Source organism: Algoriphagus antarcticus, from assembly GCF_002150685.1.
GTDB lineage: Bacteria > Bacteroidota > Bacteroidia > Cytophagales > Cyclobacteriaceae > Algoriphagus > Algoriphagus antarcticus.
In genome coordinates this window covers 16,234-37,773 of record NZ_MSSW01000063.1, presented here as the reverse complement: position 1 = coordinate 37,773, position 21,540 = coordinate 16,234, and the positions used below count along the sequence as shown (strand labels likewise).

Genomic DNA, 21,540 nt, shown 5'->3' with positions numbered 1-21,540 from the left:
ATACCCGCTCCTTTTTTCTTGTCTAATCGCAGATAAAATTCTTATCTTTTGGGGAATTATTTCTACACCTAAATGAATCTAACCTATTTTAAAATCACCTTAATATGAAAATCGAAAAGAAGGATTTCGAAAGCATGAAAGCCAAGTATAACAAAGAAGTGAAAAAGGGCAAGCCAGGTAAAGGCAAAAAAGACCGAGATAAAGACAACCAGACGAGCTGGATATTTTTAGATAGGGAAATGCTCGGGGGATTATTGGCTAAAGCAGACAAAGATCCTAAGGTAGGAGGAATTCAGTTTTACTTTACAGAATACACTGAGGAAACCGCAGAGAAGGCCTATCCTAAAGAAGCTGATGCATACATTGGGCAAATGACTCTGGTGATGCGTGCTGCCAATCTCAAGGAACAGAAACTGGTCACGATAGGCGGCGCCGAAGATGAATATCAAGGCAGAGGTTTAGAGTGCCCTTACCATTGTGAACCTGATCCTACGGACACCTAATTATGGACAGCAGATTTGTTCAGGCATTCTTCATTTCCTATGGAGAGTTTTTAATACCACTTGATCTATTTTTTATTATTGGTGTTGCTTGCTTTATCAAATTACCAAAAGAAACGAGAGCCGATATTCACTATTGGCTTCCTTTTTTGATTTTGGTATTCACTGCATTTTATGAAAATATGGGAGCTTATACCAATTACAATTATGAATTCAAAGCATCGGTTAATGCCTATTTGGGGAATACTGAATATCCAAAGTTTAACCTTTGGCTTAATAATATTACTAAAAGGGGGATCGGGGTTATTCTCTATTTGTTTTTGATCAAGTCGTGGCTGGAGCCTTCTAAAAAGAAATACATCAACTGGATGATTTACATTTTCATAGTTGTGGTAGTTATAATTCAGTATTCAGGAATAGAACCTCTCTATTTTAATCAGCCAATTATATTTACTTTTGGAGCCAATATAATATTGATCGGGAGTGGATTATATTTTATTGGGATGATCACACATGAACAATATTTGGCTAGTAATCCATTGCGGTTGCTTTCTTTTTGGCAGATGACTTTTATTATGTTCACTTTCACCTTGACTTATATCAGTTCAGTGGCTAAGTTTTATCTCTACGAAGTCAATCCTGTTTTGGGAGAGTCTTTATTCCAAATTGAATGGATAATGCAACTCATCAATTTAGGAATTCTAACGTTGACGGTTGCTTCACCACTTATGCCGGGAATATTTGAAAAAGAGCCATCCTATGAGTTTTCTTGAAAGCCAAGTTTACATAATAATTTTTTCTGCCTTATTTCTGGGAGGAGTCATGTCCACTTTCGTCATCTCCATGGTTTTTATTCACAGACAGAGGCAGGCACAAAACCGCCAGAAACTAGATCAAGTGAAATCCGAGCATGAAAAGACTTTGCTCGATATTGAGAATGAAATCCAGCAAGAAACGCTGACTCTTATCGGAAGAGAGCTTCACGATAATATTGGACAATTACTTTCTCTGGCAAAGCTGAATTTTGGGTCTATCAGACCAGAAAAACAAGCTGAAGGAAGAGATATACTTGGTCAGGCGATACAGGAGGTGCGTGGACTGTCTAAGCAATTAAACCTGGATTGGGTGGAGTCCCTCAGTATCAATGAATTCATCGGGCAGCAGCTGGAAAGAATACAGAATACTGGTTTTTGTGAGACTACACTGGACGCAGATTTTGAGCTTGTTGATTTGCCTAAAGACCAAAAGCTGGTTTTGATTCGGGTCATTCAAGAATCGTTAAACAATGCGATTAAGCATGCTTCACCTAATAAAATCCTGATTAGAATGCACGATAGTGGGAAAGGAAAACAAATCTGGATCAAAGATGATGGAAAAGGATTTGACTCTTCTCAAAAATCTAATGGCAGCGGAATGATCAATCTTAAGAAGAGAATGGAAACGATAGGCGGTGAATTCGAACTGACTTCTACTGTCGGAAATGGAACTGAAATCACTTTAACCTTGCCAAATTAGATTTTAGGGTATAATTTGAAGCTTAATCTCCCTGAAATACTAATCTCCCCCTCCCCATGATCAGGATCGCCCTGGCTGACGACCATAAGTTATTTGCAAAAGGAATAGAAGGAATTCTTGAAGACCAAGTGGATCTGGTCGTCGTCGGTGTCTTCCCAAATGGAAGAGAAATCTGCGAATACATTGCTGAAAACCAGGTTGATGTGGTTCTTACTGATCTCAACATGCCTATCCTGGATGGCTTTGGGGTTTTGGATCACTGCAAAGAACATCATCCCCATGTGAAGGTCGTAGTGCTTTCGATGTATGACGAGGAGAAGATTTACAAAAAGTGCATCGATCAGAATGCCGATGCTTTTATTCTTAAAGATGCCGACCCTGATGAGTTAATATTTACCATTCATGAAGTTTTTGAGGGTCGCCATGTGCTGAATTTTGACCGCGTAAAAAAACAAGCTTTACAAGGCGCTTATTTCGATGCTTTTCGAATGAAGTATAAGCTTTCTCGTAGAGAAACTGAAATCATTCAACTGATCAGAGATGGAAATCAAAACAAGAGAATTGCCGTAATGCTGAATCTAAGTAAGCAAACCGTAGAAACCCATCGTAAAAATATCCACCTGAAGCTTCAGGTCAGTTCGCGAATTGAGCTGGTGAATAAGGCACACGAAATGAATATTTAATCATGAGCAATCCTATAAAAACAGCCATCGTTGGCTTTGGCTCTGTAGCTGAAAAAATGCACGCGCCACTTATTGCAGTATGTCCGGATCTTAATCTCCTCGCCTCTGTCGAACGCCACACCAATCGCTGTGAAGAATTATATCCTGCTGTGACTACCTACAGAAGTTTGCAGGAATTGCTTGATGCAGATGCTGTAGATCTAATTGTGATCACCACACCAAATGAGTTTCACTTTCCCATGGCAATGCAATGTCTGGAGGCCGGGAAGCATGTGGTAGTCGATAAGCCCGTGACGATTTTCTCCCATGAAGCCGAGGAACTGAATAAGCTGGCTGAAGAGAAAGGTTTGATTTGCTCCGTCTTTCACAACCGTCGCTATGATGGGGATTTTATGACTTTGCAGAAATTGGTGAGAAAAGGAGATCTTGGAGATTTGGTCTATTTGGAATCTCATTTTGATCGCTTCCGACCGGATGTTTCAGATAATTGGAGAGAAAAGGAAGTTCCTGGAAACGGAATCACATTCGATCTAGGTTCGCATCTGATAGATCAGGTTGTCTTACTTTTTGGTTTGCCGAAATGGATTCAGGCGGACATTCGCAAGCAGCGAACAGGCGCAGTGGCAGATGACCACTTCGATATTATTTTGGATTATGGCTCGCTGAAAGCAAAAGTAACTGCGGGTACTTTGGTGAATGTAGCTACTCCTAAGTTTTTGCTATTGGGGAAAAATGGGTCTTATCAAAAGTTCGGTCTAGATGTACAGGAAGCTGCATTCAAACTCGGCGAAAAGCCAGAAGGAGCCAATTGGGGTGTGGAACCTGAGGAGAAGTGGGGTAAAATTTTCCTCAGTGAGGAAACAAAGGACTATGAAACTATCCCGGGCAATTACAGAATTCTATATCAGAACGTCGCTGACGCAATTCTAAAAGATGCAAATCTGGATATCACCATTCCTCAGACCATCAGTGTTTTGAAGATAATAGAAGCTTCATTCCTGAGCGCTGAGTCAGGTTGTAGAATATCTAAAGCAGAAGGAGGTTGGTAATTCTAGCTTTGTTTGGCTGAGGATTTGGACTAAGTGGTTCAGATTAAAAAACTGAATCATGAAATCGAGCATGACTCAAGCGTCACACTGAGATGATTATTGACCATGCGAGATTCTCCAGAATCAAGTTCTGGACAGGCTATTTGGCAATAAAAACAAATTATATACACATGAAAAAACTAGTACTTCTATCCCTCACATTATTCACGTTCATCTCACTTGCGCAGGCGCAAATCAGTGCCGGAGTCAATATCCAAAGTTCGGAGACATTCGTAACCGTAGGTACAGATCCCAATAATCAAATCTTCGGTGAAGGCCGAATAGGAACTGGCGGAGATATAGGTGTGGAACTGATGGGTGCTTACAATATTATCCAAAAAGATGATGTGAATTTCTACTTAGGTCTAGGCCTTGGCTTGGACGATGATCGTAAAAGTAATCGAGATGATGAAGATGACATTTATATCGCAATTCCATTTGGACTTTTAGTGACACCTTTCAACAGTAAAAATCTCGGACTTGTTTTGGAAGCTGCTCCAATTTTGGCCGATGATCACGGAGATTACTTCCGTGCAGGATTTGGCTTCAAATACACGTTTTGATAATTGAAAAAAGCCTCTGAATTTAATTATTCAGAGGCTTTTTGATTATAAAAAGATGGTCAATCCAAACCTTGGATCTATGAGAAATCCAGCTCGTAATTCGGATCGCGAATTTCCTGAATTTGGAGGAAGTTGAGCATTTTGGTACTGAATCAAATTAGTTTGCAGATGAACACCTAGCTTGGGGCTTATAAGATACTGAAGTCCCAAAATGGCTTGAGCTGAAAAAGTCCTCCTTCGGAGGTCAGCCCTCTTTCCGATAGGCTCATTATAATAATCCTTCTGCTTTCTCCAAGAAAACTCTGATCCTACCTCTGCAAAGAAAGAAAGGCTTTCGCTGATTTGTGCATATTTTCTAAGGAAAACACCACCACCATAACTTAGCATAGTGCCTCTTTTGAAATCCCCTGGAATATTGGAATCATAGCCTTTGTTTTTGCTCCAAGAACTTCCAAACAAACCTGAAATACCTACCGCCAAATTATCGGACAAGAAAAAACCTGCTTTTGGGTGAAGTGTGTATCCAGATGAAGGGCTGGATTTTTCTTCTATGTCTGGAAAAATAATCCTGCTTCTCGTCAAGCCAGCACTCCCTTCAACCATCCAAGTCCCTTGCTGCATTTGGGCTATCGCTTCTACCGATACTAAGCCTATAATTAATAATAGTATGAAAAGCTTTCTCATTTCATATTGAAGAAAAAGTGAGCACCCAGTTGAAAAGAATTTGATGTCAAATTAAAATTGAAAGTATTGGTATTGCCTTCAATAGTATTCGGACTTACTTCCTTTTGTCGGGTGATTTGGTGGGTAAATGTGAGTGGATTGATAGACAAATCCACACTCATCCAGTTAGTTGGGAAAAAAGCTAGTCCCAGTGAAGTGGATAGGTTTATCGCTTTGGTGGTTAGTTCAGAATTTTGATTCGGGAAGGAAGGATAAGTTAATTCTGTTTTCTGGTTACTGAATCCCAATTCCGCCTGACCATAAAAAGCAACCCATTCTTTCAGGGAAAAATATCTTCTTACAAATGGGCCAAAACCAAATTGATTGGAGTTAATTCTAAAAGACAATCCAGTGAGACCTGAACTTTCATTTGAATACGAATTAATATCGAACATCAGACCAACCACCGTACGGTCCGTTACAAAAAAACCTAGAGAAGGACTGACGTTGAAATTGTTTGTTTTATTTATTTGGCCTCCCGCAGCACCAGAATTATCCGAAGTAGTGGTCGAAGTCGAATAGTTGATAGTCCCTCCGAGGATCTTGTTTCCCTTTTGAAGTTGAGCGCTGGCGGCAAAAGTGATCAGTTGGAATACGAGAAATCCAAGTAAAAATTTTTTCATAGGTAAAGGATTTAGTTTAGGGTTCAAGTTTACACGATCTTGTGAACTATTTAGTTTCAGGATATTCTCCAAACCTGAAGAGTTTCATTTTTCTACGGGGATTCATTCATTTTCCTTATTTTTGCGCCTATGGCAAAAACAGAAACTCCTGCGGAAAACACGCAATTGAAAGATATTATTTCCCATGCCAAAGAGTATGGATTTGTTTACCCTAGTTCTGAGATCTACGACGGCTTGCAAGCTGTATATGATTATGGTGCTTATGGAGTAGAATTGAAAAACAACCTGAAGCGCCTGTGGTGGGAGACCATGACTCGTGTACAAGACAATATTGTGGGCATCGATGCGTCGATTTTTATGCATCCTACCACTTGGAAAGCATCTGGTCACATTGATAGCTTTAACGATCCGATGATCGATAATAAGGATTCTAAGAAGCGGTACCGTGCGGATGTGCTTGTAGAAGAGCATGCTGCGGTATTCGAAAGAGCTGGAGATATAGAAAAAGCAAATGCATTGACAGGAGCTTTGGCAAGAATGCTGGAAGCGGAAGATCTGGATGGAGTAAGAGATCTAATCACCAACGAAGGCATCAAATGCCCGATCAGCGGGTCTTCCAACTGGACAGACGTCCGTCAGTTCAACTTGATGTTTTCTACCCAAGTGGGTTCTGTGGCCGAAGATTCCACTACGATTTACCTGAGACCAGAGACGGCTCAGGGGATTTTTGTGAACTTCCTGAATGTGCAGAAAACCGCCAGAATGAAGGTTCCTTTCGGTATTGCTCAGATCGGTAAGGCTTTCCGAAATGAAATCGTTGCCCGTCAGTTTATTTTCCGTATGCGTGAGTTTGAGCAGATGGAGATGCAATTCTTCGTCCGTCCTGGTACTGAGCTGGAATGGTATCAGAAATGGGCTGAGACTAGAATGAGATGGCATTTGGCATTGGGTATCCCTCCGGAAAAACTTAGAAAACATGACCACGAGAAGCTTGCTCATTATGCAAATGCTGCAATGGATATTGAGTACGATTTCCCATTTGGATTCAAAGAAGTGGAAGGAATTCACTCTAGAACTGATTTTGATCTAAAGTCTCATCAGGAATTCTCCAGAAAGAAGCAGCAGTATTTCGATCCAGAAGTGAATCAGAATTACATTCCTTATGTAGTTGAGACTTCTATCGGTGCTGATCGTTTGTTCTTACTGACACTTTGCAACGCTTATACTGAAGAGAAAACGGAAGAGAAAAGCAGAACCTACTTGAAGCTTCATCCAGCGATTGCTCCTGTGAAAGCAGCGATCCTTCCGATCACGAAGAAGGACGGTTTGCCAGAGAAAGGTCAGGAGATAGTTGAGCTTTTGAAGTATGATTTCAATATCATCTATGAGGATGCGGCTTCCATCGGTAAGCGGTACGCACGTCAGGATCTGATCGGAACGCCATTCTGTATCGCTGTGGATCACCAAACTCTAGAGGACAACACAGTTACCATCCGTCATCGTGACACGACGGAGCAGGAGCGAGTGCCGATCTCTGAGCTTCACGGAAGAATCGCTGAGGCGACTAGCTTTAGAAGGATTTTCGAAAAGTTGTAAGAAGCGGAAAAGCATAAAAAAATCTCCCAAGAGCGATCTTGGGAGATTTTTTAGTTTTAGGGATTTAATTCTTCTGCTTTAGCCAGATGGATTTATCCCCTTCCTCTCTAAGTGAGCCATCTTCCAGTTTTTTAAAAGTCAACTCTAATCCAAACTGATCGCTTTTTTCAATCTTGATTATATCTCCTTTTATTTTATAGGAAGTTCTGGAAATTATATCTCCACCATATACCACATCGGCTACTCCACCTGCTGCAAGTATGATAATTCTGCTACAAGGGTACATAAGGCCGCCACCTGGAATGCATCCCTCAGTCATGTTGGTATAAGTTCCCAAAATCTCCGGTTCATCTAGTTTTTCACAGGAAAAGAAAATAAACCCTATTAAAGGAAGTAGTAATAAGTTTTTCAAAATAAAACAGCTAAGTGTACTGACCAGACGAAGTCATGATGGAGCTTGCTATAATTAGTCTAACATTTTTAAAAAATGCTAGTTTAGGGATTGAATAGAATTTCATGACAAAGAAAGCGCTTATTATCGGTTCTGGGATTGCTGGCATTGCCTCAGCGATTCGCTTAGCAATTAAAGGTTACGCTGTCGAGGTATTCGAGGCTAATTCTTATCCTGGCGGAAAACTCAGTGAGATCACATTGGGCGAATATCGATTTGATTCTGGGCCTTCGCTTTTTACACTTCCAGAGCAAGTAGATGCACTTTTTCGCTTAGCTGGTAAAAAAGCTGAAGATCACTTCGAATATGAGAAGTTGGATGTGGCTTGCCATTATTTCTGGGAAGATGGGACACGATTGAAAACTTATTCCGATCTCAATCAATTCGCAGAGGAAGTCGAGACAAAACTGGGAGAACCGGCATCAAATATTAGAGAAGCGCTTCGGAAATCGGCTTTCATGTACGACAGTCTCTCACCGCTTTTTATGAATCGCTCGCTTCATAAATTCAATACCTGGACAAATCCCCATGCGCTGAAATCCTATCTGAGGATGAGGAAACTGGGAATTTTCTCTACGATGAATGAAGCAAATGAGAAGCAGTTTTCCCATCCGAAATTGGTGCAGCTCTTCAATCGCTATGCAACTTATAACGGTTCAAATCCCTTTGAAACACCTGCCACGCTGAATATCATTCCTCATCTGGAATTTAATATCGGTGCATTTTTCCCCAAAAAAGGAATGCATGATATCACGCAAAGTCTCTTCAAACTTTCAGAAGAACTAGGGGTGAAATACCATTTTGGACAAAAGGCAGATAGGATCTTGGTAGAAAGCGGAGAAGCAAAAGGCATCAGCGTAAATGATCATGAAATCTATGCTGACGTAGTGGTAAATAACATGGATATGGTCAATGCTTACAAAACCATTCTCAAGGATCAGAAGCAACCGAAACTTTTGCTCAATCAGCCCAAATCAAGTTCTGCGTTGATATTCTATTGGGGAATCAAGCGAAATTTCCCTGAATTGGATTTGCATAATATTTTCTTCTCAGATAATTATGCTTTGGAATTCGAGCATATTTTCAAGAGGGGGACTATTTATGAAGATCCTACAGTCTATCTAAACATAACATCTACACACAAATCCGATGACGCTCCAGCTGATTCTATGAATTGGTTTACGATGGTCAATGTGCCCAATAACCAAGGGCAGAATTGGGATCAGCTGATAGCAGAAGCAAAAAGAAATATCATTCACAAGCTGAATAGAATCTTAAAAACAGATGTGGAGCCATTAATTGAAGTAGAAGAAATTCTTGATCCACGAACTATAGAGTCGAAAACTTCCAGTGCCCGAGGTGCGCTTTATGGCAATAGCTCAAACAATAAGTTTGCGGCATTTCTGCGTCACGCAAATTATTCTTCTTCGATAAAAAACCTGTATTTCTGTGGAGGCTCTGTACATCCTGGCGGTGGAATTCCGCTTTGCTTGCTTTCTGCGAAGATTATGAGCGAGATGATTGAAGGTTAGGGTTCAGTATTCAGTTTGCAGTCACAGTATTGAGTCGACTTTCTCAGCTGGGTATTCAAACAGTGACATGGTTCAAGGTTCATGACTTGGATCTACATCAATGAAGTTTTCAGACTTCTAATAATTTAGATTCGCCAAAAATCCACCTTGATGGCAGAGGGGATTGATTGTAAAGTGAAATGCAGTCTGAAGATTGCAATAAGAACAGACACAAGTCTGAAGACTTGCGCCAGTTTTGAGCTGCACACTGCTGATTACTGCAACTGAAAACTGTCACTGATCACTGTCACTGAAAATTGATCTCTGAATACTGCTCACTGAGAATCCAAACACTCAATCGCTTCCTTCACCAAATCCATCTCAAAACCTCTTGTCATCAAGTATTGGGTGACTTTATACTTTTTCTTAAAGGAGTCCGACTCGTGGGTGCTTTCCCATTTTTTTTCAGTTTGGCTTAAAAGTGTGTCGTAGTATTCTTCAGGATGGATTTCTGAGAGCCCTTTTCTAATCAGCTCTTCAGAGATTTCCCGCATTTTCAGTTCCATTCGGATACGGTTTCTACCCCATTTTTTCAGCCTGAATTTCCCTCGGGCAAAAGCTCGGGCATAGCGCTCCTCGTTCACAAATTCTTCTGCGATCAATTCCTCGATGAGCTGCTCTGCTTTTTCGTCAGTAATCCCTTTTTCATATAATTTGCGCCGAATTTCCCAAGGGCAACGTTCCTGATAGGCGCAGAAGGTGGTAAGCTTTTCGAAAGCTTCTTCCTGAGACCAGGAGTTTTTTCCTGACTCATTTGGCTTATATTTTCCGCAACTGGACATTTTCCGTAATTTTAAACCAAATTATAGCGAATCTATTTTTTATCAAACCTTATTAAATTTTCAAAACTCACTATGCGTAAGAAAATCGTAGCCGGCAACTGGAAAATGAACATGACTTTCGAAGAAGGTCAGACCCTTACTTCCGAAATATTGAATATGATGAAGGACGAGCATTCTGGCGATGCTATCGCTGTGCTGAATCCTCCTTTTCCTCATATTTTCCCAGTTAAGAAACTGATAGGAGAAGCGAAAGGCGTATTTATCGGTGCTCAAAACTGTTCTGACAAAGAGGCTGGTGCCTTTACAGGAGAGGTTTCTGCAAAGATCCTTGCATCTTTCGGTGTTCAGTATGTGATCATCGGTCACAGTGAGCGACGTGAATATTTCAAAGAAAGCAATGAAATGCTTGCTACGAAAGTGAAGCTCGCACTTGCAAATGGTTTGATTCCAATCTTTTGCTGTGGAGAATCCCTTGAGATCAGAACTGCAGGAACTCATGAGCCAAATGTGAAATTTCAATTGACAGAAGGTCTTTTTGATTTGAGTACTGAGGATTTCGCTAAGATCGTGATCGCTTATGAGCCGATCTGGGCGATCGGAACTGGCAAGACAGCAACCTCTGAGGAAGCTCAGGAAATGCACGCTGCCCTGAGAAGGCACGTAGCTTCTAAATATGGCAAAGACATCGCAGAGAACACTTCTATCCTTTATGGAGGTAGCTGTAATCCGAAGAATGCTCAGGAGCTTTTCGGAAAGCCTGACGTAGATGGCGGACTGATCGGTGGAGCTTCATTGAAGTCTCGTGACTTCGTTGACATTATCAAATCATTCTAATATAAAATGGATTACCTGGAGTTTAAAATCAAGTGCCTGGACCAATTCCGGGAAATCCTTATTGCTGAATTATCCATGATAGGCTTTGATTCCTTCCTCGAAACTGAGGAGGGAATCGATGCTTATATACTGGAGTCAGATTTTGATCGTACCGCATTTGATGAGTTGATTGCACAGTATCAAACCGATGCCAATATCAGGTTGGAAGAAGGCATAATGCCGAAAATCAACTGGAATGAAGAGTGGGAAAAGAATTACGATCCCATCGAAGTGGACGATCTAGTCTATGTCAGAGCCTCTTTTCACTCAAGTAAGCCCGAGTTTACCCATGAGATTGTGATCAATCCAAAAATGTCTTTCGGCACAGGTCATCATGCGACTACATTCCAGATGCTTAGACACCAAGGTCAGATCGATCATCAAGGCAAACGAGTATTGGACGTGGGTTCTGGAACTGGAATTCTAGCCATCATGGCACATTTGCTTGGAGCGAGCGAAGTTGAGGCTTTTGATATTGATGACTGGTGTGTGGAGAATGGCAATGAGAATTTTGACTTGAATGGATTGATTACCCGAATGGGACTTGGGACAATCCGTGAAGTAAAACCTCAAGGTGAATTTGACATCGTCCTAGCCAATATCAATAAAAATATCCTTCTGGACGAGATGGCTATTTATACTGATCTGCTGAAAGAAAAGGGGTTTTTATTGCTTAGCGGATTCTACACCCAGGACATTGAAGATCTGAATGACTGTGCTAAGCCACTCGGTCTGGAGTTGATTTCCCAGCAAAGCAAGGATAATTGGGCAGCATTGATTTTGAAGAAAAAAGTATGAAGACAGCAGACCGAAGACGGAAGTAAAAAATAGTGAATGGTAAGGTTTGTAAGTAGTATGGTTCAAATGACCCCATTCCTCAACTCTGTCTTGTACGCCGTAATTCGTAAATCAAAAATCGTAAATATCATCAGGACGTGACAAACCTTTACAACTTTAACCTCACAACTTAAATGACTGAACTCATTATTTACGCCGTCGTTTTTTTGTTGTTGATTGTACATTGTCTTTTTGCAGGAAAAATGTATCGTGCTGTCCATGAGGATTCCAGCTTGACTTTGACAGAGAAAAATGACTGGAAACTCAAAGCGCTCATCTTCCCGGCCTATTTTTGGGGAAAATACAAGGAAGTAAAAGGCTAGCTCTTTTTGCTTTCAAGTAAACTTTTGGGCTTCAATAGCCGATAATAGAACCAATACTTTTAATTAATAAAATCACAAGAAACTTAGTTTACTAAATTAGCTTCATGGAGTACCTCTGGAAACAAAAGCCCAAAATCTCACAAACAGCAATAGATCAGCTGAGCAAAGAGATCAATGTCAATCTGACATTGGCCAACATGCTGATTAATCGTGGGGTGGAAAGTTTTGAGCAGGCAAAGAGTTACTTCCGTCCTTCTTTGGTGATGCTTCACGATCCTTTTTTGATGAAGGATATGACAGAAGCGGTCGATAGAATACAAGTTGCTATTGCCAGTGAAGAAAAGATCATGGTCTATGGAGACTATGATGTGGATGGCACTACGGCTGTTTCGCTGATGTACGGGTTTCTGAAAAGCTTCTATCCACATGTGGTTTTTTATATCCCAGATCGCTACAAAGAAGGCTATGGTATCTCCGAGAGAGGAGTGAGATTCGCAGCTGAAAATGACATTAAGCTTATTGTTGCGTTGGATTGTGGAATTAAGGCAATAGAGAAAGTGGCTTTGGCCACGGAGCTCGGAGTTGATTTTATTATTTGTGATCACCATACACCAGGCGATGAATTGCCAGCTGCCATAGCCGTATTGGATTCGAAGCGGAAGGATTGCAATTATCCATACAAAGAACTTAGTGGAGCTGGAGTTGGCTTCAAATTGATTCAGGCTATTGCGATGAAACGTGGGATTGACAGCTCGCAGCTGGATGCCTATTTGGATTTGGTGGCAGTAAGTATTGCGGCGGATATAGTGCCGATCACAGGTGAAAACAGGATTCTTGCCTATTATGGCCTTGATCGGCTTAACAATACGCCTCGCCCTGGTTTGAAGGCTTTGATGCTGAGCAGCAATTTGGAAAAGGACATCGGCATTTCGGATGTGGTTTTCAAAATTGGCCCGAGAATCAATGCTTCTGGAAGGCTAGAGCATGCAAAAGCATCTGTGGAATTACTGATTTCCTCAGACTTGGAAGGCGCCATGGAGCGAGCCAAAGTCGTGGATGAAGTAAATGCCACCCGAAGAAATTTTGATGAGAATATCACCAAAGAAGCTTTCGAAATGATTGCTGCAAGGGAAGAACTTACGCAGTGGAATTCTACGGTACTTTTCAAGGAAGATTGGCACAAAGGTGTAATTGGAATCGTGGCAAGTCGCTGCATTGAGAAATATTACAGACCTACCATCATATTGACAGAGTCAAATGGAAAAGCCACAGGCAGCGCGAGATCGGTGGTTGATTTTAATATTTACGAAGCCATAGAAAAGTGCGCAGACTTACTGGATCAGTTTGGTGGGCATATGTATGCTGCTGGATTGACTCTTCCTGTGGAAAATGTGCCTGCATTTCAGGAGAAATTTGAAGCGGTGGTGAAGAGTAGAATAGAGGAAGTTCATCGTAAGCCCGTGATAGAAGTTGACGATGAATTGCTGTTAGATCAGATTAATTACAAGTTTTATAATATCTTGAAGCAAATGGCGCCTTTTGGCCCTGGAAATACGGAGCCGATTTTCCGAATCGCAAATGTATATGCCGAAGATGTGACTGTGCTCAAGGATAAACATTTGAGGTTCAAGATCGTGCAAGATGGGCAAGTAACCACGCCTGTTTGTCTGGGATTTGGGATGGCAGATAGGGCAAAAGACCCTGATTTGACGACGGTAAATATGCTTCGTGGAAAAATGCGATTTGATATAGTCGCGGAAATGAGAGAAAATGTGTTTCGTGATAAGAGTAGTTTGCAACTCTACGTGAAAGACATCAAATTTGACTGATATGATTCTTCGAGCCGAAAATTTAGTAAAAATCTATAAAGGTCGCCGAGTGGTGAATGACATCTCTGTGGAGGTGAGCCAAGGCGAGATCGTTGGGCTTTTAGGGCCAAATGGAGCAGGTAAAACTACTTCGTTTTATATGATCGTTGGTTTGATCCAGCCTAACGAAGGAAAAATTTTTCTGGAAGATGAGAATATCACCAAACTTCCCATGTACCGCCGAGCAAAGCTGGGAATAGGATATTTGGCGCAGGAAGCTTCAGTTTTCAGGAAGCTTTCGGTAGAAGAAAATTTAATGGCAGTGCTGGAAATGACCAAAATACCTAAGCAAGAGCGCAAAGAAAAAGTGGAGAGTTTGCTGGAAGAATTCAGTTTGACTCACGTGCGTAAAAATCTGGGAATGGTGCTTTCAGGCGGAGAAAGAAGAAGAACTGAGATCGCTAGAGCATTGGCAGTTGATCCTAAATTCGTCTTGTTGGATGAACCTTTTGCGGGCGTGGATCCCATTGCCGTGGAGGAAATCCAGACCATCGTAGCGAAGCTAAAAACTAAAAATATTGGCATTTTGATCACTGATCACAATGTGAACGAAACACTTTCTATCACCGACAGGGCATATTTGATGTTCGAAGGGAAACTGCTCAAAGCAGGCACAGCTGAGGAGCTAGCAGCTGATGAGCAAGTGAGAAAAGTGTATTTGGGGTCTAATTTTGTGTTGAAACGTAAAGTGTTTAATTGATGGAGGTTCTGAATTCCTTTATGACTTGGATCTTCAAGAGCCGCCTGGGTCAAATCGATAATTTCAAGCAAAATCCCATTTCTGTTCAAGAGACGATTTTCAAGTCGCTAATTGATGCTGGCAAGAAAACTGACTTCGGTAGAGAGCATGGATTTACAGAGATTAAAAGCTATGAGGATTTTGTAAGTAGAGTGCCAGTTAGGAACTATGAGACGTTTAAGCCCTACATCGATAAAGCTATGGAAGGCAAGGAAAATGTGCTCTGGAACACCGAAACGGAGTGGTTTGCTAAATCATCTGGTACCACCTCCAGTCGCAGCAAATACATTCCTGTCACCCATGAAAGCCTTGAGGAATGTCACTACAAAGGAGGAAAGGATATGGTGGCACTCTATATGGCCAATTTTCCCGATTCTAGACTTTTTGCGGGAAAATCTCTCACGATTGGTGGAACATTAGAAAATAATCCCCTCAACCCATTGGGAACTGCCAGAGCAGGAGACATCTCGGCAGTGATCATGGAGAACCTGCCTTTTTGGGCATATTTCGTCAGGACACCCTCCAAAGAAACTGCGCTAATGGGAGAATGGGAAGCCAAGATTGAAAAAATGGCCCGTGAGACTATGGACGAAGATGTGACCTGTATGGCTGGAGTTCCTACCTGGACGATTGTTCTTTTGCAAAAAGTATTGGAGTTGAAGAAAGCAAAAAATATCACTGAAGTTTGGCCTAATCTGGAGATTTTTTTCCATGGAGCAGTTGCTTTTGGTCCCTATAGAAGCCTTTTCAAAGAACTTATTCCTTCGGAAAAAATGCGGTACATGGAGACTTATAACGCCTCTGAGGGATTTTTTGGCATTCAGGATCAGAAGGATTCTGATGAGTTGTTGCTATTGTTGGATTATGGTATTTTCTATGAATTCATTTCCATGGAGGAGTGGGAAAATGAAAACCCAGAAGTGATTCCTCTGTTCCAAGTGGAGGTGGATAAGAATTATGCGCTGGTGATTACCACCAATGGCGGACTGTGGAGATATAAAATAGGAGATACTGTGAAGTTCACTTCTACTTTACCCTATCGATTCAGAATATCAGGTCGTACAAAGCATTTTCTCAATGCCTTTGGAGAAGAAGTAATTGTAGAAAATGCTGAGAGAGCAATTCAATTTGCCGCTGAGCATACAGAAGCCATGATCTCCAATTTCACTGCGGCTCCTGTATATTTTGGGGGATCAGGGTCAAAGGGAGCACATGAGTGGATCATTGAGTTTCAAAAGAATCCTTCTGATCCCGAGGAATTTAACAGGCTTTTAGATGAACATTTGAGAGAAATTAACTCGGACTACGATGCTAAGCGACATAAGGGTTTGGCATTGGTAGAACCTATTATTCATCATGTTCCAAGAGGTATTTTTGAAAAGTGGATGCGCAAAAGAGGGAAGTTAGGGGGGCAGCATAAAGTGCCACGACTTTCCAATTCCAGAGAGTATCTGGATGAGATATTGGGGATGATTGAAAAATCAGAAGCCTGACTTATAATTCTGAATCCATATAAAACACCAAAGCCCGGCGATATATCGTCGGGCTTTTTCTTTGTCACTTATACTATGAATTTCGAATTTTCTATGATGTAAGATAAGAGTAGTATAAAATATCTGTTTATACGCTATTCTGCCAGTAAGTGAATTCTCTTTGGTCAATGGGTTGGAAGACCGATGACCGAAGACCGGAGTAAATCAGAATTCAAGGTGTCTTTGGATTTTCGATCTTATAAATTTTCTACTGGCACGATTCCGCATAATCACATAAACTAAACCCTAATATAGATTGTAGGCTACATCGGTCACTCGACTTCTGTCTTATAGCCTCTGAATCATGGAGTAAAATGTAACTGGCATCATTGAGAATAGAAGCGAAAACTACACTTCCAGTCCTTTATCTCTCATCTTTTTGAACTCATCGAATCTTCTGAAGATCGCAACACTGAAACCAGCGAGCATAATGATTGTTCCAATCCAAAGTACGTTGATATATGGCTTTACAATCGCCTTCATTACCACGTAGTCTTTTTGGTATTGATTGACCTTGAAGACAAACTTGTTTTGTTCTGGCAAGATGTTTTCTAAGCTGATTTTAAGTCCCAACTCATTGTCGATCACTGGTAATTTTCCGACTTGATTGTTGCGGATAATGAAAGTTGGCTGAAGCAATTTCTCCACGTCATAATCAAGGATTCTAAGGTTCGCTCTTACCGCCACGTCACCTTCTTGAAGGACGTAGCCATCTAGTTCCTTCAGCACATCTGCACCGTCAAAATAAGTCACATAGTCTGCTACATGAAATTGCTCACCAGGCGCAACTTCATAGGTTTCATCTTCTTTCCATTCAGGATCTTCAGAATCATTCATCGCAGCAACATAGGTATAGAGATCTCTGTCGATAAATATCCTAGAGGCAGGCGAAGAGATCAATCCACCCATACCCTCATTGAACTGAGACATTGGGCTCAGAGAGAACTTCAGCACTTCATTTTGGTAATATTCGATCTGGAAATAATCATTCTCCTCCAATACGATATCTACTTTTTCGCCCTTTTGGAAGTAATCTTTATAATCCTCCAAAGCGAGTGCTTCATTTACTTCTCCGGTAGGTTCTAGAATCTTGGCAGGAACATTTTCAGAGATACCTTTAACCTTCTTCTGACGGCCACGGTAGATGACCGTGTAGTCTTTCATCTGGGTAGGCTTATTGATCCAAAGGAGTACATGTTCCTTATTCAGCTCATCTTCCCAGCTATTGCTATAGGTCAAGCCTGACATGTTGATAGAAATCGTGTCAGAATAGCCAGAGCTAAACATGATTCCGATGAGAATCATTCCAAGGCCGATATGTGCCAAAGAACCACCTGCGAGTTTGAAAGATGATTTTTTCAGGATTTTGAACAAAATCACCGAGTTAGCTGTGATCGTGAATGTACCTGCAAGAACTACGATGATGTATTGCCAATCATAAACTTTGGCAAGGACAATAATCGCTGCCGATAGCAAAACTGAAATTATATATGGAGTCAATAGCGCATCCTTTAGGGCTTTTTTGTCCATCTTCTGCCACCAGAAAAACTGCCCCACAGCTGTGAGCATAGCTAATACTACAGCAAACCATAGCTGAAATTTCGTGTAAAATTCAATCTGATCCGCAGGAGGAGCCATATTGGATATGCCTCCAAAGCTTTCCACCATCGCGTTCCATGCAGGAATAGAAGTAGGAAGGATGACCTGAAATGCCATCAATGAAAGTGTAGTCGCGCCGATGAAAACCCAAAATTCACGGGAGTAAACAGAAGCTTCTTTCTCTGATGTAGGGATGTTTTTCCATTCTTTCACGCAGAGAACCACGGCTACAAATAGGAAGAAAAGCATGTAAATCAGCAATTGACCGGAAAGGCCAAGGTCTGTGAAGGAGTGTACTGAAGCATCTCCCAGGACGCCGGATCTTACTAAGAAAGTAGCATAGAGAACCAGAATGAAGGTCATGATCACCAAGATCATCGAGGTCTTAAGGGCCGTAGCGCTTTTCTTGAAAGTGATCATGGTGTGAATCGATGCCACTAAGATGAGCCATGGCACGTACACTGCATTTTCCACGGGATCCCAGTTCCAATAGCCTCCAAAGTTAAGTGTCACATAGGCCCAATATGCCCCCATGATAATTCCCATTCCTAGGATCATAGCGGAAAAAATCGCCCAAGGTAAAGCAGGACGAATCCATTCTGAATATTTTTTGGTTACCAATCCACCCATTAGGAAGGCGAAAGGGACCAAAGTAGATGCATAGCCCAAGAATAAGGTAGGAGGGTGAATCACCATCCAGATGTTTTGAAGCAAAGGATTTAACCCTGTTCCATCCTCAGGAACAAAGTCAGGATTCATTTGGAAAATTGGTGCTTGAGTAGCTTCCCTTAAAAGGATAAACGGTGAACTACCGATTTTCAAATCACCTATTACCACACCCAAAATCATAGATACCAAGAATGCCTGAACGAGCGCAAATACGACCATGACAGGAGCTTCCCAGAACTTGTTGGTGAAAATCAGGATAGTACCCAACACCACGTTCCAGAAAATCCAAAGGATAAATGCCCCTTCTTGACCTTCCCAGAAGCTGGAAATCATGTAGTGAACTGGCAGTGCCTCCGAACTGTGTGAGTAAGCGTAGAAGTACTCGAAACGGTGATTGTAGATGATTTCAAACAGTGACACAGCTATCATCACTGCGGAAATGCCGTGAACAGCGAAACTGATTCTGCTGAATCTTCTCCAATTGGCTTTTTCTATTTCGTTTGCACGAAAATACTGAATGTATGCGTATGCGGTTGTCAGTGCACTGACAAAGGCCACTATGGTCATGAAGTGGCCAAGATTACCGATAAAGGTATTGATCATGGATTTTTTATTCTATCTACTCTAACTCACATACCTGCAGCCTGAACTTCCGTTTCTTGGTATTTGGAAGGACATTTCATCAGTATTTTATCGGCAATAAAGATCTCTTCGTTCTTATAAGAGCCTATTACCACTACGGATTCCGAGCGGGTGAAATCTGCCGGAACTGGCTCATTATAAAAGACCTCTTGCTCCACTCCTTCGTTATCCACCAGCATAAAAGTGAAGGAAACTTTATCCTCCCTTACATTCAAGCCAGTTACTTCGCCACTAGTATCTTTCTTTAGGTGTCCCACAACATGAATAGCCTTATCTTCTCCGTTATGTTTCATTTCTTTAGCCGTAGTGAAACTCTCGTAGCTACTTGCATCACCGATGGAAGTCATGATGATTACTATTGCTATTGCAATGATTCCTAATCCTATTATATGTCCTGTTTTCATGTGTTTATAAATGTTTTTTAGCGGTCACATAGAATCTCGCATTGCAGATAGTCATTTCAATGTGTAACGTACTGCGACATGCTCGATTTCATAAGTTCTGAATTTTAGGAATGAAGATTTTTTTCAAGGTTGCTAATCTTGCGATCGGTACTGATTAGATAGCCTGTGATCCCTGCGAAAATGATCGCGATCACACCTACCAAGACGTATATTTTACCATTTGATCTCATGATGTCTGCCATTTCTACTGAGCTATTTGTGTAGTCAGCTTCCGTAACAGGGATTTTCTCTTGTGCCAAAGCAGAAAGACTGAAAACCAAAAGAGCTATGGTAAGTAATTTTTTCATCTGTTTATAATTGATTTTATTTGGCCACATAGAATCTCGCATGGTTTATAATCATTCCGGTTATTGTTTGTTGCAACATGCTTGATTTCATCAATCAGGAATTAATCATTCGGTCTTCCATTATCCTCTCCACCCTACGCATTCTGACTCGTACAGTTGCGATCCAGCAGCCCAAAAGTGTCCATCCAATAATCGCCGGGTAGAAAACCATTCGAAGTTTGGAGTCCAAGTCGTAAGCATTGAAGCCCGGGTTGCCACCATTTCCAGGGTGCAAACTGTCTGTTAATCTTGGCAATACGAAGATAAGAGGAATAAAAGCAGCGAATGCGAAAATATTATAAATGGCTCCGATACGGGCTCTCTGCTGAGAATCAGTCAGGGAATTTCTTAGAATTAAATAGGCGAAATACATCAGGATTCCTATAGCTGCAGCGTTCTGTTTGGGATCACCACTCCAGTAATCTCCCCAGGTAAACTTGGCCCAGAGCATACCGGTGACGATTCCCAACACACCAAATAATATTGCAGAATTGGTGAATTCTATGGCTAAATCATCGTTGCTGATGTCATTGGTTCGAAGGTATTTGATACTGTAGTACACAGCCGCTACCAGCATAAGGATCATTCCGAACCACATAGTCACGTGAAAATGAAGTGCACGGATAGTTTCGTTGAGGATAGGAAGTCGTGGGGCCTCCATCAGCAAGCCTGCGATTAGCGTGTACAGCAGCAGGGCAATTGCTAGGATTTTCCACCAAGATTGGCGCATAGGGTATTTTTGCTAATTCAAGCGCAAAAATAAGGCATAAGTTCCTGAAAACGGCGATTTTTCTGACTTCTTTTAACAGCTGACTCCACGGGAATTATTACAGAGTTCGCTGTGGTTGGTGCACTTGAATTTGTGATGGAATTTGATTCTCTTAAAACAATCAATTAACAAGCTATATTAAATGTGTATATCTAAGAAAATCATATACATCATGAGAACGAATATAGAAATTGATGAAAAGCTAATGGAAGAAGCGATGAAAGCTTCTGGTTTGGCTACGAAGAAGGCTACCGTGGAAGAAGGTTTGAGGTTAATTCTGACCTTGAAAAAGCAGAAACGGATCAAAGAGTTTCGGGGCAAAATGAAATGGGAAGGTGATTTGTATAAAATGAGAACAGATTCGTGATGTTGCTGCATTCTTCGGTTTGGATAGACTATTTCAATGGAAAGGAGAATTTATAGGCGGAATTATCGCACGAGTCACTTTGGACGGAAATAATCTGCACGAGTGATTTGATCATGACGGAAGTGCTTTAGGGATTTACTTCTGACAGAAGCTTTTCGGAAGCAATAGGCTTCTTCGAAGAGCTATATTTTTTTAATTTAGGAGGAAAAGAATTAGCAATAGTGACAGTTGAAAATTTTAGATTTTTAAGGAAAAAGGGAGTAACCATCCGCAAAACAATAGACTCTGTGATTGCTACTTTTTTTATAAAAAATGAAATTGAGCTTTTACACAACGACAAAGACTTTGAGCCTTTTGTATCTCCTCTGGCCTTAAGATCAATTTTCTAATCATTCTACCTTGCGATTTTCATGAATTCGGCAAACTGGCTACTCAGA

23 protein-coding genes are annotated in these 21,540 nt (G+C 41.2%); 15 read left to right on the top strand and 8 right to left on the bottom strand.

Annotated elements, in window-relative coordinates:
• Positions 1 to 104 precede the first annotated feature (104 nt).
• From BVH04_RS19410 to BVH04_RS19385, 6 genes are all read left to right on the top strand, one after another.
• The gene (locus BVH04_RS19410; protein ID WP_086543134.1) at positions 105 to 503 is read left to right on the top strand and encodes a molecular chaperone DnaK; all 399 of its coding nucleotides are present in this window, start codon (positions 105 to 107) and stop codon (positions 501 to 503) included.
• Positions 504 to 505: 2 nt separating this feature from the next.
• Entirely contained in the window at positions 506 to 1,273 is a 768-nt protein-coding gene (locus tag BVH04_RS19405) for a histidine kinase (protein ID WP_086543133.1), read from the top strand.
• Complete coding sequence (locus tag BVH04_RS19400) at positions 1,260 to 2,015, top strand: sensor histidine kinase (protein ID WP_086543132.1); 756 nt, start codon at positions 1,260 to 1,262, stop codon at positions 2,013 to 2,015. The genes BVH04_RS19405 and BVH04_RS19400 overlap by 14 nt, the downstream gene beginning before the upstream one ends.
• A 56-nt stretch (positions 2,016 to 2,071) precedes the next feature.
• Entirely contained in the window at positions 2,072 to 2,698 is a 627-nt protein-coding gene (locus tag BVH04_RS19395; protein WP_086543131.1) for a response regulator transcription factor, read from the top strand.
• A gap of 2 nt (positions 2,699 to 2,700) precedes the next feature.
• Positions 2,701 to 3,747, top strand: coding sequence for an oxidoreductase (locus BVH04_RS19390; protein WP_086543130.1), 1,047 nt, complete (start codon positions 2,701 to 2,703; stop codon positions 3,745 to 3,747).
• Positions 3,748 to 3,917: 170 nt separating this feature from the next.
• Positions 3,918 to 4,349 (top strand): outer membrane insertion C- signal, encoded by a 432-nt coding sequence (locus BVH04_RS19385; protein WP_086543129.1) that lies wholly within the window; start codon positions 3,918 to 3,920, stop codon positions 4,347 to 4,349.
• A gap of 45 nt (positions 4,350 to 4,394) precedes the next feature.
• On the opposite strand, the gene BVH04_RS19380 is transcribed toward BVH04_RS19385, so the two are convergent.
• Together BVH04_RS19380 and BVH04_RS19375 are read right to left on the bottom strand one after the other, a co-directional pair.
• The gene (locus tag BVH04_RS19380) at positions 4,395 to 5,033 is read right to left on the bottom strand and encodes an outer membrane beta-barrel protein (RefSeq protein ID WP_086543128.1); all 639 of its coding nucleotides are present in this window, start codon (positions 5,031 to 5,033) and stop codon (positions 4,395 to 4,397) included.
• Entirely contained in the window at positions 5,030 to 5,695 is a 666-nt protein-coding gene (locus BVH04_RS19375) for an outer membrane beta-barrel protein (RefSeq protein ID WP_086543127.1), read from the bottom strand. Before BVH04_RS19375 ends, BVH04_RS19380 begins: the two co-directional genes overlap by 4 nt.
• A gap of 129 nt (positions 5,696 to 5,824) precedes the next feature.
• On the opposite strand from BVH04_RS19375, the gene BVH04_RS19370 reads away from it, so the two are divergent.
• A complete protein-coding gene (locus BVH04_RS19370) occupies positions 5,825 to 7,291 on the top strand; it encodes a glycine--tRNA ligase (protein ID WP_086543126.1) in 1,467 nt (488 codons plus the stop codon).
• A gap of 64 nt (positions 7,292 to 7,355) precedes the next feature.
• Here the strand turns inward: BVH04_RS19370 and BVH04_RS19365 are convergent, their stop codons facing one another.
• A complete protein-coding gene (locus tag BVH04_RS19365; protein ID WP_086543125.1) occupies positions 7,356 to 7,703 on the bottom strand; it encodes a hypothetical protein in 348 nt (115 codons plus the stop codon).
• Between the two features lie 104 nt (positions 7,704 to 7,807).
• On the opposite strand from BVH04_RS19365, the gene crtD reads away from it, so the two are divergent.
• Entirely contained in the window at positions 7,808 to 9,274 is a 1,467-nt protein-coding gene (gene crtD, locus BVH04_RS19360) for a 1-hydroxycarotenoid 3,4-desaturase CrtD (protein WP_086543124.1), read from the top strand.
• 314 nt (positions 9,275 to 9,588) lie between these two features.
• On the opposite strand, the gene BVH04_RS19355 is transcribed toward crtD, so the two are convergent.
• Positions 9,589 to 10,095, bottom strand: a complete 507-nt coding sequence (locus BVH04_RS19355; protein WP_086543123.1) for a regulatory protein RecX — start codon at positions 10,093 to 10,095, stop codon at positions 9,589 to 9,591.
• A 72-nt stretch (positions 10,096 to 10,167) separates the two neighbouring features.
• On the opposite strand from BVH04_RS19355, the gene tpiA reads away from it, so the two are divergent.
• The 6 genes from tpiA to BVH04_RS19325 all read left to right on the top strand — a co-directional run bounded on the left by tpiA (position 10,168) and on the right by BVH04_RS19325 (position 16,228).
• Positions 10,168 to 10,929: a triose-phosphate isomerase gene (gene tpiA, locus BVH04_RS19350; RefSeq protein WP_086543122.1), complete on the top strand. Its 762-nt coding sequence runs from the start codon at positions 10,168 to 10,170 to the stop codon at positions 10,927 to 10,929.
• 6 nt (positions 10,930 to 10,935) lie between these two features.
• Positions 10,936 to 11,766, top strand: coding sequence for a 50S ribosomal protein L11 methyltransferase (gene prmA, locus BVH04_RS19345; RefSeq protein WP_086543121.1), 831 nt, complete (start codon positions 10,936 to 10,938; stop codon positions 11,764 to 11,766).
• Between the two features lie 173 nt (positions 11,767 to 11,939).
• Entirely contained in the window at positions 11,940 to 12,128 is a 189-nt protein-coding gene (locus tag BVH04_RS19340; protein ID WP_086543120.1) for a hypothetical protein, read from the top strand.
• A gap of 104 nt (positions 12,129 to 12,232) precedes the next feature.
• Positions 12,233 to 13,957: a single-stranded-DNA-specific exonuclease RecJ gene (recJ, locus tag BVH04_RS19335; protein WP_086543119.1), complete on the top strand. Its 1,725-nt coding sequence runs from the start codon at positions 12,233 to 12,235 to the stop codon at positions 13,955 to 13,957.
• Position 13,958: 1 nt separating this feature from the next.
• Positions 13,959 to 14,696, top strand: a complete 738-nt coding sequence (gene lptB / locus BVH04_RS19330) for an LPS export ABC transporter ATP-binding protein (RefSeq protein ID WP_086543118.1) — start codon at positions 13,959 to 13,961, stop codon at positions 14,694 to 14,696.
• A complete protein-coding gene (locus BVH04_RS19325; protein WP_086543117.1) occupies positions 14,696 to 16,228 on the top strand; it encodes a GH3 auxin-responsive promoter family protein in 1,533 nt (510 codons plus the stop codon). The genes lptB and BVH04_RS19325 overlap by 1 nt, the downstream gene beginning before the upstream one ends.
• Positions 16,229 to 16,615: 387 nt before the next feature.
• Here the strand turns inward: BVH04_RS19325 and ccsA (BVH04_RS19320) are convergent, their stop codons facing one another.
• From ccsA (BVH04_RS19320) to ccsA (BVH04_RS19305), 4 genes are all read right to left on the bottom strand, one after another.
• Entirely contained in the window at positions 16,616 to 19,138 is a 2,523-nt protein-coding gene (ccsA, locus tag BVH04_RS19320; protein WP_086543116.1) for a cytochrome c biogenesis protein CcsA, read from the bottom strand.
• 26 nt (positions 19,139 to 19,164) lie between these two features.
• Positions 19,165 to 19,581, bottom strand: coding sequence for a cytochrome c maturation protein CcmE domain-containing protein (locus BVH04_RS19315; protein ID WP_086543115.1), 417 nt, complete (start codon positions 19,579 to 19,581; stop codon positions 19,165 to 19,167).
• A 104-nt stretch (positions 19,582 to 19,685) separates the two neighbouring features.
• On the bottom strand, positions 19,686 to 19,928 hold the full coding sequence (locus tag BVH04_RS19310) for a CcmD family protein (protein WP_205635886.1): 243 nt from the start codon (positions 19,926 to 19,928) through the stop codon (positions 19,686 to 19,688).
• A 94-nt stretch (positions 19,929 to 20,022) separates the two neighbouring features.
• Positions 20,023 to 20,697, bottom strand: a complete 675-nt coding sequence (gene ccsA, locus BVH04_RS19305) for a cytochrome c biogenesis protein CcsA (RefSeq protein ID WP_086543114.1) — start codon at positions 20,695 to 20,697, stop codon at positions 20,023 to 20,025.
• Positions 20,698 to 20,908: 211 nt separating this feature from the next.
• Between ccsA (BVH04_RS19305) and BVH04_RS19300 the strand changes: the two genes are divergently transcribed.
• Complete coding sequence (locus BVH04_RS19300) at positions 20,909 to 21,103, top strand: type II toxin-antitoxin system VapB family antitoxin (RefSeq protein ID WP_086543113.1); 195 nt, start codon at positions 20,909 to 20,911, stop codon at positions 21,101 to 21,103.
• The last annotated feature ends 437 nt before the right edge of the window (positions 21,104 to 21,540 follow it).

What these genes read in the sequence shown, in the direction of transcription:
- BVH04_RS19410 (WP_086543134.1), top strand. Translation starts at nt 105, where the DNA reads ATGAAAATCGAAAAGAAGGATTTCGAAAGCATGAAAGCCAAGTATAAC.
- BVH04_RS19405 (WP_086543133.1), top strand. Translation starts at nt 506, where the DNA reads ATGGACAGCAGATTTGTTCAGGCATTCTTCATTTCCTATGGAGAGTTT.
- BVH04_RS19400 (WP_086543132.1), top strand. Translation starts at nt 1,260, where the DNA reads ATGAGTTTTCTTGAAAGCCAAGTTTACATAATAATTTTTTCTGCCTTA.
- BVH04_RS19395 (WP_086543131.1), top strand. Translation starts at nt 2,072, where the DNA reads ATGATCAGGATCGCCCTGGCTGACGACCATAAGTTATTTGCAAAAGGA.
- BVH04_RS19390 (WP_086543130.1), top strand. Translation starts at nt 2,701, where the DNA reads ATGAGCAATCCTATAAAAACAGCCATCGTTGGCTTTGGCTCTGTAGCT.
- BVH04_RS19385 (WP_086543129.1), top strand. Translation starts at nt 3,918, where the DNA reads ATGAAAAAACTAGTACTTCTATCCCTCACATTATTCACGTTCATCTCA.
- BVH04_RS19380 (WP_086543128.1), bottom strand. Translation starts at nt 5,033, where the DNA reads ATGAGAAAGCTTTTCATACTATTATTAATTATAGGCTTAGTATCGGTA.
- BVH04_RS19375 (WP_086543127.1), bottom strand. Translation starts at nt 5,695, where the DNA reads ATGAAAAAATTTTTACTTGGATTTCTCGTATTCCAACTGATCACTTTT.
- BVH04_RS19370 (WP_086543126.1), top strand. Translation starts at nt 5,825, where the DNA reads ATGGCAAAAACAGAAACTCCTGCGGAAAACACGCAATTGAAAGATATT.
- crtD (WP_086543124.1), top strand. Translation starts at nt 7,808, where the DNA reads ATGACAAAGAAAGCGCTTATTATCGGTTCTGGGATTGCTGGCATTGCC.
- BVH04_RS19355 (WP_086543123.1), bottom strand. Translation starts at nt 10,095, where the DNA reads ATGTCCAGTTGCGGAAAATATAAGCCAAATGAGTCAGGAAAAAACTCC.
- tpiA (WP_086543122.1), top strand. Translation starts at nt 10,168, where the DNA reads ATGCGTAAGAAAATCGTAGCCGGCAACTGGAAAATGAACATGACTTTC.
- prmA (WP_086543121.1), top strand. Translation starts at nt 10,936, where the DNA reads ATGGATTACCTGGAGTTTAAAATCAAGTGCCTGGACCAATTCCGGGAA.
- BVH04_RS19340 (WP_086543120.1), top strand. Translation starts at nt 11,940, where the DNA reads ATGACTGAACTCATTATTTACGCCGTCGTTTTTTTGTTGTTGATTGTA.
- recJ (WP_086543119.1), top strand. Translation starts at nt 12,233, where the DNA reads ATGGAGTACCTCTGGAAACAAAAGCCCAAAATCTCACAAACAGCAATA.
- lptB (WP_086543118.1), top strand. Translation starts at nt 13,959, where the DNA reads ATGATTCTTCGAGCCGAAAATTTAGTAAAAATCTATAAAGGTCGCCGA.
- BVH04_RS19325 (WP_086543117.1), top strand. Translation starts at nt 14,696, where the DNA reads ATGGAGGTTCTGAATTCCTTTATGACTTGGATCTTCAAGAGCCGCCTG.
- ccsA (WP_086543116.1), bottom strand. Translation starts at nt 19,138, where the DNA reads ATGATCAATACCTTTATCGGTAATCTTGGCCACTTCATGACCATAGTG.
- BVH04_RS19315 (WP_086543115.1), bottom strand. Translation starts at nt 19,581, where the DNA reads ATGAAAACAGGACATATAATAGGATTAGGAATCATTGCAATAGCAATA.
- BVH04_RS19310 (WP_205635886.1), bottom strand. Translation starts at nt 19,928, where the DNA reads ATGAAAAAATTACTTACCATAGCTCTTTTGGTTTTCAGTCTTTCTGCT.
- ccsA (WP_086543114.1), bottom strand. Translation starts at nt 20,697, where the DNA reads ATGCGCCAATCTTGGTGGAAAATCCTAGCAATTGCCCTGCTGCTGTAC.
- BVH04_RS19300 (WP_086543113.1), top strand. Translation starts at nt 20,909, where the DNA reads ATGAGAACGAATATAGAAATTGATGAAAAGCTAATGGAAGAAGCGATG.